This window comes from Microlunatus phosphovorus NM-1, assembly GCF_000270245.1.
GTDB classification, from domain to species: Bacteria; Actinomycetota; Actinomycetes; order Propionibacteriales; family Propionibacteriaceae; genus Microlunatus; species Microlunatus phosphovorus.
The window spans coordinates 4,251,947-4,267,486 of sequence record NC_015635.1 but is presented as its reverse complement, the minus strand read 5'-3'; the positions used below and the strand labels follow the sequence as shown (position 1 = coordinate 4,267,486).

General features: G+C 67.0%; 15 protein-coding genes. 8 read left to right on the top strand and 7 right to left on the bottom strand.

Annotated features, from left to right (window positions below):
• The first annotated feature begins 1 nt into the window (after position 1).
• Positions 2 to 760 (top strand): ABC transporter permease, encoded by a 759-nt coding sequence (locus MLP_RS19165; RefSeq protein WP_013864820.1) that lies wholly within the window; start codon positions 2 to 4, stop codon positions 758 to 760.
• A 19-nt stretch (positions 761 to 779) separates the two neighbouring features.
• Here the strand turns inward: MLP_RS19165 and MLP_RS19160 are convergent, their stop codons facing one another.
• The 3 genes from MLP_RS19160 to MLP_RS19150 all read right to left on the bottom strand — a co-directional run bounded on the left by MLP_RS19160 (position 780) and on the right by MLP_RS19150 (position 3,201).
• Positions 780 to 1,448 carry an MBL fold metallo-hydrolase gene (locus MLP_RS19160; protein WP_013864819.1) on the bottom strand — a complete coding sequence of 223 codons (669 nt, stop codon included), beginning with the start codon at positions 1,446 to 1,448 and terminating at the stop codon, positions 780 to 782.
• Positions 1,445 to 2,080, bottom strand: a complete 636-nt coding sequence (locus MLP_RS19155; protein ID WP_013864818.1) for a cysteine hydrolase family protein — start codon at positions 2,078 to 2,080, stop codon at positions 1,445 to 1,447. Before MLP_RS19155 ends, MLP_RS19160 begins: the two co-directional genes overlap by 4 nt.
• A 107-nt stretch (positions 2,081 to 2,187) precedes the next feature.
• Positions 2,188 to 3,201 carry a LacI family DNA-binding transcriptional regulator gene (locus tag MLP_RS19150; RefSeq protein WP_013864817.1) on the bottom strand — a complete coding sequence of 338 codons (1,014 nt, stop codon included), beginning with the start codon at positions 3,199 to 3,201 and terminating at the stop codon, positions 2,188 to 2,190.
• Positions 3,202 to 3,299: 98 nt separating this feature from the next.
• Here MLP_RS19150 and MLP_RS19145 point away from each other — a divergent pair, with 98 nt between their 5' ends.
• Both MLP_RS19145 and MLP_RS19140 read left to right on the top strand, forming a co-directional pair.
• On the top strand, positions 3,300 to 4,046 hold the full coding sequence (locus MLP_RS19145; protein WP_013864816.1) for a sugar phosphate isomerase/epimerase family protein: 747 nt from the start codon (positions 3,300 to 3,302) through the stop codon (positions 4,044 to 4,046).
• Positions 4,046 to 5,146: a Gfo/Idh/MocA family protein gene (locus MLP_RS19140; RefSeq protein WP_013864815.1), complete on the top strand. Its 1,101-nt coding sequence runs from the start codon at positions 4,046 to 4,048 to the stop codon at positions 5,144 to 5,146. The genes MLP_RS19145 and MLP_RS19140 overlap by 1 nt, the downstream gene beginning before the upstream one ends.
• Positions 5,147 to 5,385: 239 nt before the next feature.
• On the opposite strand, the gene MLP_RS19135 is transcribed toward MLP_RS19140, so the two are convergent.
• Both MLP_RS19135 and MLP_RS19130 read right to left on the bottom strand, forming a co-directional pair.
• On the bottom strand, positions 5,386 to 6,762 hold the full coding sequence (locus MLP_RS19135) for an MFS transporter (protein WP_013864814.1): 1,377 nt from the start codon (positions 6,760 to 6,762) through the stop codon (positions 5,386 to 5,388).
• Between the two features lie 201 nt (positions 6,763 to 6,963).
• Complete coding sequence (locus tag MLP_RS19130; RefSeq protein WP_013864813.1) at positions 6,964 to 7,392, bottom strand: PucR family transcriptional regulator; 429 nt, start codon at positions 7,390 to 7,392, stop codon at positions 6,964 to 6,966.
• Between the two features lie 71 nt (positions 7,393 to 7,463).
• Here MLP_RS19130 and MLP_RS29270 point away from each other — a divergent pair, with 71 nt between their 5' ends.
• Together MLP_RS29270 and ppnP are read left to right on the top strand one after the other, a co-directional pair.
• Positions 7,464 to 7,586 (top strand): hypothetical protein, encoded by a 123-nt coding sequence (locus MLP_RS29270; RefSeq protein ID WP_269453364.1) that lies wholly within the window; start codon positions 7,464 to 7,466, stop codon positions 7,584 to 7,586.
• A gap of 219 nt (positions 7,587 to 7,805) precedes the next feature.
• On the top strand, positions 7,806 to 8,117 hold the full coding sequence (gene ppnP, locus MLP_RS19125) for a pyrimidine/purine nucleoside phosphorylase (protein WP_013864811.1): 312 nt from the start codon (positions 7,806 to 7,808) through the stop codon (positions 8,115 to 8,117).
• Positions 8,118 to 8,230: 113 nt separating this feature from the next.
• On the opposite strand, the gene MLP_RS19120 is transcribed toward ppnP, so the two are convergent.
• Positions 8,231 to 10,747 carry a glycoside hydrolase family 2 protein gene (locus MLP_RS19120; RefSeq protein ID WP_049804596.1) on the bottom strand — a complete coding sequence of 839 codons (2,517 nt, stop codon included), beginning with the start codon at positions 10,745 to 10,747 and terminating at the stop codon, positions 8,231 to 8,233.
• A gap of 159 nt (positions 10,748 to 10,906) precedes the next feature.
• Here MLP_RS19120 and MLP_RS19115 point away from each other — a divergent pair, with 159 nt between their 5' ends.
• Together MLP_RS19115 and MLP_RS19110 are read left to right on the top strand one after the other, a co-directional pair.
• Positions 10,907 to 12,367, top strand: a complete 1,461-nt coding sequence (locus MLP_RS19115; RefSeq protein ID WP_231851342.1) for an FAD-dependent oxidoreductase — start codon at positions 10,907 to 10,909, stop codon at positions 12,365 to 12,367.
• 52 nt (positions 12,368 to 12,419) lie between these two features.
• Complete coding sequence (locus MLP_RS19110) at positions 12,420 to 13,589, top strand: acyl-CoA dehydrogenase family protein (protein ID WP_013864808.1); 1,170 nt, start codon at positions 12,420 to 12,422, stop codon at positions 13,587 to 13,589.
• A gap of 106 nt (positions 13,590 to 13,695) precedes the next feature.
• Here MLP_RS19110 and MLP_RS19105 read toward each other — a convergent pair whose 3' ends face one another.
• Positions 13,696 to 14,583 carry an arginase family protein gene (locus MLP_RS19105; RefSeq protein WP_013864807.1) on the bottom strand — a complete coding sequence of 296 codons (888 nt, stop codon included), beginning with the start codon at positions 14,581 to 14,583 and terminating at the stop codon, positions 13,696 to 13,698.
• Positions 14,584 to 14,624: 41 nt separating this feature from the next.
• On the opposite strand from MLP_RS19105, the gene MLP_RS19100 reads away from it, so the two are divergent.
• Positions 14,625 to 15,374, top strand: a complete 750-nt coding sequence (locus tag MLP_RS19100; protein ID WP_013864806.1) for an AAA family ATPase — start codon at positions 14,625 to 14,627, stop codon at positions 15,372 to 15,374.
• Positions 15,375 to 15,540 lie beyond the last annotated feature (166 nt).

The window sequence follows — 15,540 nt, the reverse complement described above, 5'->3', positions numbered from 1 at the left end:
CATGCCCAACGAACCAGGTCCAGCGCTCGTCGTCGCCTTGATTGCCTTGCTGCTGCTGGCCGTCACCATCTCCTGGCTCGGCGGCCTGAGGCACCAGAAGCAGATCGCCACGGCGGCCGTACGCGCCACGATTCAGCTCGCCGTGGTCGCCCTGGTGATCACAGCCGTCCTCGGCTCGGTGTGGTGGTCGCTGCTCTTCGGCGCGTTCATGCTCGGGATCGCGGTCTTCACCTCGTCCCGTCGCATCGAGGCACCCCGTACCTGGCCATGGGTGGGGGTCGCCATCTTGACCGGGGTGGTTCCGACGCTGGCGATCATCTTCGCCTCCGGCGCGGTGCCGTTCACTGGGGCCTCACTGGTCCCGGTGGCCGGCATCGTGATCGGCGGGGCGATGACGGCCAGTTCGCTGACCGGCCGCCGGGTGTTCACCGCGATGCGTGACGAGTACGGCACTCTCGAGGCCGGTCTGTCGATCGGACTGACTCGTCCGGAGGCGATCGACGAGGTGATCAGGCGCCATCTGCCCGAGGCGCTCGTCCCCGGTCTGGACCAGACCCGGACGGTGGGCCTGGTGACGCTGCCCGGTGCCTTCGTCGGTGTCCTGCTCGGCGGTGGTACGCCGGTGCAGGCCGGCGCTGCTCAGCTGTTGGTTCTCATCGGGCTGCTGTCGGCGCAGACCATCACGGTGGTGGTGGCCTCTCGGCTGATTCGTGCCGGTCTGCTGCTGCCCGCCGATCTGCGCAACCGACTGCCGCTATAGCCGGGCCCACCAGACGCGACTACCAGCCGCGTGCTCGCCACTCGGTCAGCTGCGGCCGTTCGGCACCGAGCGTGGTGTCGTCCCCGTGGCCCGGATGCACCACCGCACGGTCGTCGAAGCGCGCGAAGATCTTTGCCTCCAGGTCGTCCATCAACGAGGTGAAGTCGGCCGGACTCAGCGTGCGTCCGGGACCGCCCGGGAAGAGACTGTCGCCGGTAAACAGATGCACCACGCCGTCCGCGCCGGTGTAGGCGAGGGCGATCGACCCGGGCGTGTGGCCCACCAGGCCGATGACCTTCAGCTCGCCGTCGCCCACGGTCACCGCATCGCCGTCCCAGGCGCCGACGAGGCCCTCGACCCAGGCGCCGGTGGCGATGGCACCGACGTCGGGCCGGCCGCACACCAGTTCGGCCTTCGTGGCCTCCGCGACCGACGGCAGTGCCTGCCAGTGATCACCGTGCCGGTGGGTGGTGATGATCACCGCGACCTCGCGCTCGCCGATCAGCTCCAGCAGCCGGGTGTCGTCGTCAGCGGCGTCGATGAGCACCGCGCCGCCGCTGTCCGGCACGATCAGGTACGCGTTGTTGTCCATTGGTCCGACGCTGATCTTGGTCATGGTGACGTCGTCGGACAGCTGAAGGGTCAGCGGGGGGCCGCCTGGCTCGACATGGTTGAGACCAGCCATCATGCGGCTCCGGCCAAGGCGTTGATCACGTCGTCGGCGCTGACCGGAAGCGAGAACATCGGATAGTCGAATCGAATCGCGCTCTCGTGCTCGGCCGTCGATGTCGCGGCGGTGCAGTCGGTCACGGTGACCACCCGATAGCCGTTCTCGTATCCGGTGCGCATGGTCGATTCCACGCAGCAGTTGGTCAGGAAGCCGCCCAGCACGATCGTGGTGATTCCCTTGCTGCGCAGGATGAAGTCCAGGTTGGTGCTGGCGAATGTGTCCAGCCCGCGCTTGCCTTCGATCACGATGTCTCCTGGTTGCGGTGCGAGGTCGTCGACGATCGCGGCGCCCCAGGTGTCCTTGACGAAGGCGTTGCCGTCCACCACCCCCTTCAAGATCCCGTACGGGTGCGAGGAGATCTCGTGATACCCGGCGACGAAGGTGATCGGGGCATGCATGATCGTCGCGCCGGCAGATCGTGCCGCGCTCGCCAGCGCTTTCGTCTTGGCGAGCATGTCGGTGGATCCCATCACCTCGGCAACGGCGCCGTGCAGCGCGCCGCCCTCGCTGGTGAAGTCGTTCTGGTACTCGATCAGCACCACGGCAGTAGTGGCGGGGTCGAGGGTGAGGCCGGTTGCTGCGTCGGACATGAGCACGAGTCCTTTCCAGGGCACCGTGGGAGTTGGTTGTCCCCTCAACCTAGCCCTCTCCGGTCAGCTGGTTTTCGCCTCCGACGAGTCGGCAGGCCGCCAAAGACTCAGCAGGGTGGTGGGCCGGTGCTCTCGCGTTCCAGCAGCCCCGGCGTCGAGTCGGCATGCGCGGCAGGCTCGGCGCCGTCCAGCAGCTCGAACAGACGGCGTCCGACGTGGGCGCCGAAAGCCATCACGTCGTGATGCAGAGCCGACAGCTGCGGATGGGTGATGGCGCACAGATGGGAGTCGTCCCAGGCCAGCAGACTGACCTCGGCGGGCACCTCGACCCCCATCTCGGAGAACGCCGACAAACCGGCGACCGCCATCAGGTCGTTGTCGTAGACGATCGCGGTGGGTCGCTCCGGCAGTGCCCACAGATCCCGGGTCGCCTGACGCCCGGCGGCGTCGGAGTAGTCGGCGTGGATGATGGTGCCGGTGACGCCTTCTGCGGTGATCACCTGCTCGAACGCGCGGTCGCGTACCCGGGTATGGCTGAATTCCGGCGTACCGGCCACCCGGCCGAACCGTCGATGGCCGAGCTCGACCAGTCGGCGGATTGCGGCCGTCATCGCGGCGGCGTCGTCGGTCCAGACGGTCGTGAAGCCGCCGGTCTGACTCGGATCGCCGACGAAGACGGCCGGCATCCCGAGAGCGCACAGGGTTCCCACTCGGGGGTCGTCGACCCGCATGTCCACGACGATCACCGCATCCACGCGCCGTTCCGACGACCAGCGGGGGTAGAGCTCGAGCTCTTCTGCCGCGGTCGCCGTGAGCTGGAGCAGCAATGCGTACCCGCGCCGGGAGAGCTCGGCCTGCAGTCCGGCGATGAACATCATGTGGAACGGTTCGGAGCCGAGGATGCGAGGATCGCGAGCGAGGATCAACCCGAAGGTCTCGGTCCGTGAGCCGGACAGCATCCGGGCGGTGCGGCTGGGTGCCCAGCCGAGTTCGCGGGCCACCTCGAGGATCTTGTCGCGGGTCTGTTGGGATACTCCGGGGCGTCCGTTCAGCGCATACGACACCGCACCCTTCGACACCCCCGCTCGCTGCGCGATGTCGTTGATCGTGACGCGCTTCACATCGCGTACGGTAGCGACTGAACCGGTTCGGTGGAACAGCTGTGACCGGAGACACCAAGTGACATCGAGCCGGTCTGCCCGGCTCTCGAGGAGAGAGCATGCCCAACCCTGACCAGCTGTCGGTCCAGCTCTACACCGTGCGTGGGGCGCTCGAGGAGGACTTCGACGGCACCCTGGCGCGGATCGCCGAGTTCGGCTACACCCAGGTCGAGCCGTTCAGCTTCGTGACGTACTTCGACGATCTGAAGACGGGGCTGGCCGCGTACGGGTTGTCGGCGCCGACCACCCACATCGGATTGCTGACCGCCGAGGACGTCGACGATGTCTTCGTCAAGGCCAAGGAGCTCGGGATGGAGACGGTGATCGTGCCGTCCACCGACCCAGCCCGCTGGCAGAGCGCCGAAGGTATCGCCGAGATCGCCGCGGAGCTGAATGCGGTGGCCGGCAAGGCCGCCGAGTACGGTCTGACGGTCGGCTATCACAATCACCACTTCGAACTGGAGTCGAGGATCGACGGCAGGCACGGCCTGGAGGTGCTGGCCGAGCAACTCGATCCCGCCGTGGTGCTGGAAGTGGACACCTATTGGGCCTATGCCGGTGGCGCCGATGTCCCGGCATTGTTGGAGCGGCTCGGCGATCGGGTCGTCGCGCTGCACGTCAAGGATGGAGACGGTTCATTGGATGACAAGAAGCAGGTAGCGGTCGGCAGCGGTTCGCTACCGGTCAACGACTACCTGGCGGCCGCGCCGAGCGCGCTGTTCGTGGTCGAGTTGGACGACTCCGAGGGCGACCTGATGACTGCCGTCGGGGCGAGCCGGGAATTCCTGATGGGAGGTGCGCTCTGATGGCCGGTCGTGGACCCGTCGGTGTCGGCATCATCGGCGCCGGCGTGATCAGTGGCACCTACATCGAGAATCTGAAGTCGTTCCCCGACACGGAGCTGTTGGCGATCGGCGACCTCTACCCGGAGATCGCCGAGGCGAAGGCCGCTGAGTACGGCATCGCCTCCGCCGGCGGCTCAGAGGTCGTGCTGAACAACCCCGATATCGAGATCGTCATCAACCTGACGGTGCCGTCGGCTCATGCGGAGGTGGCTGCGCAGGCGATCGCGGCTGGCAAGAACGTCTGGAACGAGAAGCCGCTGGCCTTGGATCGGGAGGCCGGCAAGGCCACGCTCGAGGCGGCGGCCGCGGCTGGCGTACGCGTCGGGTGTGCGCCGGACACCTTCCTCGGTTCCGGCATGCAGGCGGTCAAGGCGGCCCTGGCCGACGGTGTGATCGGCCAGCCGCTGAGCGCGCTGTTCTTGATGCAGCAGCCCGGTCCCGACCTGTGGCATCCGAATCCGGCGTTCCTGTTCCAGTATGGTGCCGGCCCGCTGTTCGACATCGGCCCGTACTATCTGACCGCGCTGGTGCAGCTCTTCGGTCCGGTGGCTTCGGTCGCCTCGATCGGCACCAAGGCCCGGGAGCGCCGGACGATCATGGCCGGTCCCAAGGCCGGTGAGGAGTTCGACGTCACCGTGCCCAGCCAGACGGTGGCACTGGCCAGGTTCGAGAGCGGCCAGGCGCTGACCCTGGTGCTCAGCTTCGACTCGGCGGTGGAGCGGATCCTGCTCGAGGTGACCGGCACCGATGCGGTGCTGGAGATGCCGGATCCGAACATGTTCGACGGCGAACTCAAGCTGCGTCGGCCGGGTGTCGACTGGGAGAGCCTGGGCACCACCAAGGCGAAGTCGGCCCGGGGCACCGGTGCGCTCGACATGGCTCGCGCCATCCGTGAGGGTCGGCCGCACCGCGCGACCGGCGATCTGGCGTACCACGTGCTCGACATCATGGTCTCGATGGCCGAGTCGGCGGAGTCCGGTGAGGTCGTCCAGGTCGAGAGCACGGTGCAGCCGTCCGCGCCGCTGCCTGCCGATTGGGATCCGCTGGCCGCGACCCTCTGAGGTACCGCCCGCTGGTTCAGCCCGCCCGGCTCCGTACGTCCGCCGGGCCCCATCGAAGCTGCTCGGGTTTGTCGGTCCTGCTCTATCTGCAGATCGAGCAAAGCCGACAAACCCGAGCAGCAACTCTGTCGTCGCTCGCCTCGCGGCCGCTCGCGGTGTTGGTCGTCGACTCGCTGTTCGGCTGCGCTCCCAGGACTCCCTCCGCCTCACGGCCGCTCGCGACGGGGGACGCAGCGCCCTTAGGCGGACGGGACGGGATGCTTGCCGACCTCGCTCTGGGCATCGACCAGTTCGGTACGCGCGGTCTCGCGGCTGAGCAGCAGGCCGATCAGCGACAGCACTCCGACGAAGATCAGGAAGAACGCCGGGGCGCTGGAGTTGCCGGTCACCGCGATGAGCCAGGTGCCGATCAGTGGCGCCACGCCACCGAAGAGCAACGCGCCGACGTTGAACGGCAGGGCGAAGCCGAGGTAGCGGGAGCGAGTGCCGAACATCTCGGTGAAGAAGGATGGGAAGACCGCGTCGTTCATCGCGAAGAAGATCAGGCCGACGATGAGCACCGTCGTCGCCAGCAGCACGCCGCCCCGGGTGAACAGGCTCATCATCGGGTACGACAACACGATGAACGCGATGCTCGAAACCAGCAGGGTGCGTTTGCGCCCGAAACGGTCGGAGAAGTGCGCGATGACCGGGATGATGACGAGATAGGCGACCAGGCTGATCGTGACCACCAGGTTCGAGCTTGCCTCGCTCATGTGCGCCTGCTCGATCAGGAAGGTGGGCGTGTAGCTGAGCAGCAGATAGTACGCACCTGCGTTGAGCGACATCACGAGCAGCACCTTGAGCATCGACGGCAGACTCCTGCGCACCTCCGCCCAGCGGTGGGCCCGGGAGAGCGCCGCACGTTCCGCCGCGTCCACCTCGCGCTGCTGGCGTTCGAGCTCCTGCACGTGACGGAACTGGGGAGTGTCCTCCAGCCGGGTCCGCAGCCACAGACCCAGGATGCCGAGCGGTCCGGCGATGAGGAAGGGGATCCGCCAGCCCCAGGAATGGAGGAACTCGGGGGACATCGTCGCGTAGAAGACCGTCGCCATCAGCGAGGCGAGCAGGAAGCCGGCGGCCGAACCCAGGGGCACGACGCTGGTCAGCAGCCCTCTCCGGTGGGGCGGCGCGTACTCGGCGATGAAGGTGCCTGCGCCGGCGTACTCGCCCGAAGCAGCGAAGCTCTGCGTCATCCGCAGCAGCAACAGCAGAATCGGGGCGAGGACGCCGATGGTCGCGTACCCGGGCAGGAAGCCGATCAGGAAGGTCGACCCGGACATGAGCAGGATCGTGGTGGACAGGATGGTCTTGCGGCCGACCCGGTCGCCCAGGCTGCCCCAGACGAAGGCGCCGATCGGGCGCACCAGGAACGCGAGCGCGAACACCGCGAAGGTGCTCATCAGCGCGACCGTACGGTCCTCGGAGGCGAAGAAGACCACCGCGATCGTGGTGGCGAGGTAGCTGTAGCTGGCGTAGTCGAAATACTCCAGCAGGGTGCCGAGGCCGCCGGCGATCAGGACTCGGCGAAGCACCGAGCGGTTCTCCTGCTCGGTGGTGTCGGGCGCGTTGGACATGGATGACTCCTGTCAGATGCCGGGTGGAGCTGTCAGGTACCAGTCGAGGGACCTTCGGGAACGGGTGTTGCCGGATATGGTTTCAATCGGTGTCGGCATGGGGGAATGGCCGCGCGGCCAGTTCCGGCACAGCACGATGTACGTTGCGGCGAATCGGGAGCGGCCTCGCGTGCTGGTCGGTCGGTTCGTTGTTCGGCCTGGTCAGTCCAGGTGGTGATCGCGGAATCCGCGCGCCTTCAGGGCCAGCCAGAGTTCGGTCTGCGCATCGATCGCCTCGATGTCGTGACCGGTCAGCTGGGCGATCCGCTGCAGACGGTTGCGCACCGTGTGTCGATGCACGTTCAGCCGGTCCGCCGTCGCATCCACCGAGCGCCGCTCGACGAGCCAGGTGTGCAGGGTGAGCAGCAGGGCCGCTCCGCCGCGAGCCGACTCGATCGGCGCCAGGGTGGCGTCGGCGAAGGACTCCAGGTAGTCCGCCGGAGCGGCTCGGATCAGGAATTCGTGGGAGGCGCCGTCCACGTACTCGATCGGGGTGCCCAGCCGGCGACTCGTCTCGAGGGCGACGCCGGCCTGCTGCATGCTCCGGGCCGCGTGCCACGGGGCGACAGCGACGCCGACTCCCAGTGGCACCTCGAGTCCGTACTCCCGTAGTGCGCGTCGTGGGTCGGCGCCGACCAGACACTCGACGAGCCGGTCCCGATGTGGCCGAGCCGGTGGAATGCCGCGACCGGTTCGCCGGTCTGCTGCTGCCAACCGCGCAGCAGCCGCTCGATGCCGCCGCCGCGGGCGACGATCGCCGTCAGATCGATCTGGAGCTCCAGTGACCGGACGAGCGCCTGGTAGGCCTCGGGCGGTGTGTCGGCGGTCACAGCGGTCAACCTAGCAAGCTCGTGTTACGGGGAACCACGCTGTTTTCGCCGCTGCGGCCACTTGACGGAAGTGGCCATCGCCATGGTGGCGATAGACCGACCCGGAGCAGATTCCTAACCTGGGCGGGGCCGCGGACCACGCAGCCACTCACCGACAACCAAGCAGGAGTTCAGATGATCGGCCAGAACGAGTACTTCGACGGGCAGGTACGCAGCCTCGAGTTCTGCAATGAGCAGGGCAACTTCACCGTTGGCGTCATGGAGCCCGGCGAGTGGACGTTCGAGGCGCCGGTCAAGGAGTGGATGCACCTCGTTCGTGGCAGCTGGGACGTGCAGCAGCCTGCCGGCCAGGGTGAGTGGAAGACCTACCGCGAAGGCGAGCAGTTCGAGGTCCCCGGTGGCACCGACTTCACCGTCCGGATCAAGGACACGGTCGCCTATCTCTGCCCGTACACCGGCGAGTTCCTCGGTCACCTGGATCTCTGAGCCCAAGTCGCGTACCGCCGACGTACTCCTTACTTCCTGCTCGGGTTTGTCGGTCCTGCTCGATCTGTAGATCGAGCAAAGCCGACAAACCCGAGCAGGAGTGAGGTGGAGGGTCAGGCGAGGTCGTTGACGCTGCGGAGGACGGGCTTGGCGGTGAGGGCGACCTCGCCCAGCCCTGCGATCCCGTCGGACTCGGTGCCGGTCACCCGGAAAGTGTGCATGGCGCCGGCCGGGAGGGTGACCAGGGCGGTGTCCACCCGGGCCCGGGGGTCCAGCCGGTCCGGGAACAGGGTGGCGTCCTTGACCAGGGCCTTTGCCTCCAGGCGTACGTCGTAGCCGTCTTCGGTCGGCACCACTGTGACCTGGTACGCCGCCGCCGGGTCGACCAGCTGTAGGGCAGTGTCCTCGACGAAGTACCCGTACGCCGTCGTCGCCGACCTATCCTCCGAAGTCCCAGTCGCGGTCAGGAACTCTGCGGTCGGGTCGGCGGGGCTGAGCACATCGGCATCCAGGGCGATGGTGAGGGCCGAGCGGGCGTCCAGATGCAGTGGCAGTCGCTGCTCGGCCAGCACCGGCGTACCGACTCCGGTTCCGCGGCGGGTGATCACCAGTTCACCGCTCCAGACGTCTGCGGAGTCGTTGTGTGCGATCAGCGCTTGCACGTCGGTGCCGTCCTCGTCCTGCCGGGGCTGGAAGGTCAGCAGCCGGTCGGCGTACGCCCGATGGAGCGCATGCCATAACGGCTTGCGGATGCCGGCGTAGTCGACGGCCGCCCAGGAGATCACCGGCCAGTTGTCGTTCAGCTGCCACACGATGGCGCCGCGGTTGCGCGGGTAGTAGCTGCGCAGATGCTCCACGCCGAAGCTGACCGCTCGTGCCTGGTTGAGCGAGGTCAGCCAGTGCCAGTCATCCAGGTTCGGGGTCGGCGTCGTCGACCACATCGGCAGATGGTCGCCCAGCCCACGCTCCAGCTTCAGGTTGCCCTGGTGTGCCTTCTGGTGCACCAACATCTGTTCGCCGTACGGGTCTGCGGGCTCGTCGTGGACGACCGAGAACAAGGTCGACCAGCCGGGCGGGCCCTGAAAGCCGAACTCCGACACGAACCGGGCCGGGTAGTCCCGGTAGTGGTTGTAGTCCAGCTGGTTCCAGACATCCCAGATGTGCATGGTGCCGCTGCGGAAGTCGTTCGGGTGGTGATACTTCGCGTACGAGTAAGGGCTGCCGGGGGAGTACGGCACGGGCGGGTCCAGCTCGGCCACGATCGACGGCAGGATCTCGGAGTAGTAGCCGTCACCCCAGGTCCGACCGGCCAGCGGCTGCCGCCAGCCCCACTCCACGTAACCCCAGATGTTCTCGTTGTTGCCGTTCCAGACCGCCAGGCTGGGATGAGACGACAGTCGGGTGACCGCCTCGCGGGCTTCCGCGATCACCTCGCTGCGCAGCGGCTCCTCCTCGGCGTACGCGGCGCAGGCGAACAAGAAGTCCTGCCAAACCAGGATCCCGAGCTCATCGCAGACCTCGTAGAAGTCGTCGCTCTCGTAGAGGCCGCCGCCCCAGACCCGCAGCAGGTTCGCACCGGCGGCGACTGCCTCGTCGATCGAGGTGCGATAGGTGGCCGGTGACAGCCGGGTGAGCAACGCATCGTCCGGGATCCAGTTGAAGCCCTTGACATAGATCAGGGTGCCGTTGACCACGATCGCGAACCCGGTGCCGTGCTCGTCCGGGGTGTGTGACAGCTCGACGGTGCGGAAGCCGACCTTGGCGGCGTGGGACTGCTCGCCGACTTGCACCGTCACGTCGTAGCGGGACTGGGATCCGTAACCGATCGGCCACCAGAGTTCGACATCGTCGACGGAGAGCTCGACTGTCGCTTCGGTGTCGCCAGGGATGACCGGGACGGCGATGGTCTGATCAGCCAGAGTGACGACCACCTCAACGACATCCGTGGCCACTGGATCGGCCCACTCCAAATCGACGTGCGTCTCCAGCCGTCCCGTCGTGCCGTCCACCAGCGCCAGCGGTCGTACCGACCCGAGTCGGACGGTGCTCCAGGACTCGATCCGGACCGACTTCCAGATCCCGACCCCGGCCAGGTCGGGCCCCCAGTCCCAGCCGTAACCGGCGGCCATCTTGCGGATCGCGTTGAACGGATGACCGTATGCCCGCGGTCGCTCGCCCAGCTCCTCCGACAGTCGCTGGGCTGCGGTCACCGGACCCTCGAAGCGCACCTCCAGGACGTTCTCGCCCGTCCGGACCAGGTCGCCGACATCGAAGCGGTAGCTGCGATGCTGGTTCGCGGTCCGGCCGACCTCGATGCCGTTGAGCAGCACGGTCGCGATGGTGTCGAGACCGTCGAAAACCAGGTCGTGCCGCTGCTCGTCCCCGGGTGCGAAGGTGAAGCTGGTGCGATAGGACCAGTCGACGCTTCCGATCCAATGCAGCCGGCGCTCGTTGTCGCCGTTGAAAGGGTCGGGAATCAGCTCGGCGGCGAACAGGTCCGCGTACACCTCTCCCGGCACCGTCGCCGGAATCGGGGCCACGGCGACTCGGCTCCACTCGGCGGGCGGTGGGGTGAGCGGGATGAGGGTCCAGGAGACTCCGGCGGGGGAGTCAGCGGTGTTCAGCGACATGCAGCGCAGCGTTGGTGACATCGTCGTCGGGGGCACATTCCGGGACGCTACTTGACCGGTTAAGTGTGGACAAGGGTCGGAGGGCGGCAATGGGGTTCCCATCGGCTGGAGGTCAGGCGCACTCCGAGCGCTCCTACTAAGGTTAGGCTTACCTCATGCGTGATCAAGATCACCCGCAGTCGGCCGCCGCTCCCGCCTAGGATTTTAGCAAGGACACTGTTTCGTAAATGTGCCCTCTTGTCTGTTGGATCGAGTGAGAGCGAAGTTGTGAGAGATCTGCGTGTTGCCGTGGTTGGTGCCGGCCCGGCGGGCATCTATGCCGCCGACATCTTGACCAAGGCTTGCGAGGAGCGCGAGAGTCGGGCCGGCGTCGACCTGTTCGAGCGCCTGCCCGCGCCGTACGGCCTGGTTCGCTACGGCGTGGCACCCGACCATCCCCGGATCAAGGAGATCATCACCGCGCTCCGCCGGATCCTCAGCAAGCCCGGGCTCCGGTTCTTCGGCAACGTCACGTACGGGGTCGACGTCAAGCTCGCTGACCTGCGCCAGCACTACGACGCGGTGATCTTCGCTACCGGCGCTGCCGCCGACCGCCCGTTGGAGATCCCGGGCATCGAGCTGCCCGGCAGCTACGGTGCGGCGGATTTCGTCTCCTGGTATGACGGGCATCCTGACGTGCCGCGGACCTGGCCGCTGGATGCCCGTGAGGTCGCCGTGATCGGGGCCGGCAACGTGGCCCTGGACATCGCCCGGGTGCTGGCCAAGACCGCCGATGAACAGTTGGTCACCGAGATCCCGGACAACGTCTATCAGGGCCTGAAGGCAAACCAGGCAACCGATGTGCACGTCTTCGCCCGCCGCGGCCCGGCGCAGATCAAGTTCACGCCATTGGAACTGCGCGAGCTCGACCACTCGCCGAATGTCGACGTGATCGTCCATCCGGAGGGGTTCGAGTTGGACGAGGCGAGCGAGCGCACGGTTCAGAAGAGCCGGCAGGCCAGGATGGTGGTCAACACGTTGTTCGGCTGGATCGACAAGTTGCCGAAGGGCGCACCGCATCGTATCCACATCCATTTCTGCGCGGCTCCGGCTGCGATCCTCGGCGTCGATCGAGTCGAAGGACTGCGGACCGAGCGCACCGAGTTGGTCGGCGACGGGCAGGTCCGAGGCACCGGAGAGTTCACCGATTGGCCAGTGCAGGCGGTCTATCGGGCCGTCGGCTATCTGTCCTCGCCGCTGGCCGACGTCCCGTTCGATCACGTCGGGGGTGTGATCCCGAACCAGGCGGGGCGGGTGCTCGATCTCGACGACTTCGCCGTCACGGGCGTCTACACCACCGGCTGGATCAAGCGAGGGCCGGTCGGACTGATCGGGCACACAAAGTCCGACGCAGCCGAGACAATCGACAGCCTGCTGGCCGATATCGACGAACTGCCTCGGCCCGAGTACGCGAACCCGAGTTCCATTGTGCAGCATCTGCGCGGCCGCGGCATCGCTTTCACCAGCTACGACGGCTGGGAGCGGCTGGACAGCCATGAGATCGCCCTGGGCGAGGCAGCTGGGCGTCGCCGGATCAAGGTGGTTCCACGGGAAGAGATGGTCGCGATCTGCGGCGATTGATCGTCGCCAGGCATGTTACTTGCCAGTAGGTTGCGGGGTCTACGCTGGCATCGTGAGCGCGTTTGACGAGATCTACACTCCGACCGAGGATCACCAGGCGCTCCGGGAGGCGGTCCGGGAGCTGTGCGAGGCGAAGATCGCGCCGCACGCCGCCGAGGCCGACGAACTTGGGGAGTTCCCCAAGGCGTCGTTCGAAGCGCTGCGTGCCGCGGACTTCCACGCCCCGCATGTGCCGGAGCCGTACGGCGGTGCGGGTGGGGACGCGCTCGCGGTGGCCATCGTTATCGAGGAGATCGCCCGGGTCTGCGCCTCGTCGGCTCTGATCCCGGCGGTCAACAAGCTCGCCTCGGTGCCCTGGCTGCTGGCCGGATCCGAGGAGCTCAAGTCCCGCTACTTCCCAGGGATGGCCACCGGCGAGGCGATGGCCTCCTATTGCCTCTCCGAGCCGGAGGCTGGTTCGGACGCGGCCAGCATGAAGACCCGTGCCGTACGCGACGGCGACGACTGGGTGCTGAACGGCACCAAACGCTGGATCACCAATGCCGGCGTCTCCGAGGTCTACACGGTCTTCGCCGTCACCGATCCGGACAAGCGCTCCAGGGGTATCAGCGCGTTCGTGGTGGAGAAGTCCGATCAGGGTGTGTCGTTCGGGGCACCGGAGAAGAAGCTCGGCATCAAGGGCTCGCCGACCCGGGAGGTCTATCTCGACCACGTACGGATTCCCGGCGACCGGCTGATCGGCGCCGAAGGCACCGGCTTCGGTACGGCCATGAAGACCCTCGACCACACCCGGGTCACCATCGCCGCCCAGGCGATCGGCATCGCCCAGGGCGCCCTCGACTATGCGCTCGGCTATGTCAAGCAGCGGCAGCAGTTCGGCAAGGCCATCGCCGAGTTCCAAGGGCTGCAGTTCATGCTCGCCGACATGGGTATGAAGCTGGAGGCGGCTCGTCAGCTCACCTACGTCGCCGCTGCCAAGTCCGAGCGGGGCGACGCCGATCTCACCTATTTCGGCGCGGCGGCCAAGTGCTTTGCCTCCGACGTGGCGATGGAGATCACCACCGATGCGGTGCAGCTGCTCGGCGGCTATGGCTACACCAAGGACTACCCGGTCGAGCGGATGATGCGGGACGCCAAGATCACCCAGATCTACGAGGGCACCAACCAGGTCCAGCGGATCGTGATGGCCCGCCAACTGCTGGCCGGCCTGCCTCAGGTCTGAGCTGCCTGATCGGCGACTGGGCTCATCGACTGGTGCGCTGGAGTGGCTTCAAGTCAGTCGAAGCCACTCTGGCGCACCAGTGAGTGCGCGCTCACTTCCTCCGCGGTCAGTCGCTGACGCGCTGCTGGCCGAAGACGGCGAAGTAGTAGCAGAGATAGGCGGCGAGCGTCGCGGTCATGTCTTGGTGGTCGGTCATCGGGTTGACTTCGGTCACCGCGAACGAGTCGCAGTGCGGTGCGAGCGCGATGATCGTGTCGATCGCCTGGCGCGAGGTGAGGCCGCCCGGTTCGAGTGCGCCGGCCCCGGGTGCGTGGGCGGGATCGATCGCGTCGATGTCGAAGCTGCAATGCACGTGATCGGCGCCGGAGATCCGCGCCAGGATGCGATCCACTGCCGCACTGGTGCCGATGTCGTCGAAGGCGGCTGCGGTGATCCGGGCCAGTCCGGAATCCTCCAGGTAGGCCCGTGAGGAGGGGAAGTTGAAGTGGCGCAGGCCCACCTGGATGCTGTGCTCGGTGCTCGCCCGGTCGAGCTCGAGTGATCGACGCATGCCGCTCGACTGACTGTGGGTGCCTTGCTGCCGGTTGCGATCCATCACGTCCAGGTGCGCGTCGAAGTGGATGATCGCCAGGGTGCCGTCGGTGGCGTCGTGCAGTCCTTTCGAACCGGCATAGAGAAAGCAGTCGTCACCGCCGAGCAGGATCGGCACGTTCCCGGCGCGAATGCTGTCCGACACTCGCGCACTCGTACGCTCCAGCGTGGTCATCAGATCGTGCGCCACGACATCGGCGTTCCCGCCGTCGACGAGTTGCGGGGCCGCGTGCAACTCGCCGGTCTCGAGCGAGAAGACCTCGCCGGATTCGACCCGCTGGGTGATCCACTTGAGTTGGTGGCGGATGCGATCCGGGGCATAGCGGGACCCGGGGTAGCCGAGCGTCGAGGCGCCGTCGAACGGTGCTCCGATGACTTCGAACTGGCGGACGCTGCCTGACATACCTGCGCTCCTTGAGTCCTGCGAGTGGGCCGGGGTCCAGTATGGGGTTCGTGGGCGTCGACCGATGGCTGATTGACCAGCATCCAGTTCGGAGAATCTCGGAGCGCGACAATCGCCGGCTCGCGCGGGACCGGTGGCCGGCCACGCTCGCGCCGGTCCGGCAGTTGCTGGACGATGGTCTCGACCTCGGCGGGCTGACCATCCTGGTAGGGGAGAACGGCACCGGGAAGTCGACGATCGTCGAGGCGGTGGCGATCGCGTACGGACTGTCGCCGGAGGGCGGCTCGACCGGCGCGCGACATTCCACCCGTCCGAGCGAGTCATCTTTGAGTGACTATCTGCAGCTGACTCGGGGCGCCGGCGCCACGAAGTGGGGCTACTTCCTACGGGCCGAGACCATGCACGGGCTGTTCTCCTACCTGGAGGACAACCCGGGGCGGGATGATCCGCGATTCCACGAGCTGAGCCATGGCGAGTCGTTCCTGCGCATGGTTGGCACCCGGCGATTCCTCGACGCCGGCTTCTTCGTCCTCGATGAGCCGGAGTCGGGGCTCTCCTTCACCGGTCAACTCGCCCTGGTCGGCCTGTTGGCCGAGTTGGCCGGAGATCCGCGCGCCCAAGTCCTGATGGCCACCCACTCGCCGGTGCTGGCCGCGGTGCCGGGTGCGACCGTTCTGCAGCTCGACGAAACCGGTCTGCATCCGACGGCCTGGGAGGACCTGGCGGTGGTCGACCACTATCGCCGCTTCCTGGATGCACCACGGCGCTACCTTCGCCACGTCCTGCCGTGATCCATGCCGAGAGTCTGTCTGGCAGCCGTTGCCAGATCGAAACGGGTGTGAGTCGTGGATTGCGGCGTACGGTCACCCCGTCATCGAGTGGCGACTACTGGTTGCTTCGCGCAGGGCAGTCGAGCCCGCTGCCCGGACTTGAGGCGGTCGGGTTGCCTACCACAGT

Coding starts and splice junctions, on each gene's coding strand:
- MLP_RS19140 (WP_013864815.1), top strand. CDS start 4,046: ATGGCCGGTCGTGGACCCGTCGGTGTCGGCATCATCGGCGCCGGCGTG.
- MLP_RS19120 (WP_049804596.1), bottom strand. CDS start 10,747: ATGTCGCTGAACACCGCTGACTCCCCCGCCGGAGTCTCCTGGACCCTC.
- MLP_RS19165 (WP_013864820.1), top strand. CDS start 2: ATGCCCAACGAACCAGGTCCAGCGCTCGTCGTCGCCTTGATTGCCTTG.
- MLP_RS19100 (WP_013864806.1), top strand. CDS start 14,625: ATGGGGTTCGTGGGCGTCGACCGATGGCTGATTGACCAGCATCCAGTT.
- MLP_RS19105 (WP_013864807.1), bottom strand. CDS start 14,583: ATGTCAGGCAGCGTCCGCCAGTTCGAAGTCATCGGAGCACCGTTCGAC.
- MLP_RS19160 (WP_013864819.1), bottom strand. CDS start 1,448: ATGATGGCTGGTCTCAACCATGTCGAGCCAGGCGGCCCCCCGCTGACC.
- ppnP (WP_013864811.1), top strand. CDS start 7,806: ATGATCGGCCAGAACGAGTACTTCGACGGGCAGGTACGCAGCCTCGAG.
- MLP_RS19145 (WP_013864816.1), top strand. CDS start 3,300: ATGCCCAACCCTGACCAGCTGTCGGTCCAGCTCTACACCGTGCGTGGG.
- MLP_RS19135 (WP_013864814.1), bottom strand. CDS start 6,762: ATGTCCAACGCGCCCGACACCACCGAGCAGGAGAACCGCTCGGTGCTT.
- MLP_RS19155 (WP_013864818.1), bottom strand. CDS start 2,080: ATGTCCGACGCAGCAACCGGCCTCACCCTCGACCCCGCCACTACTGCC.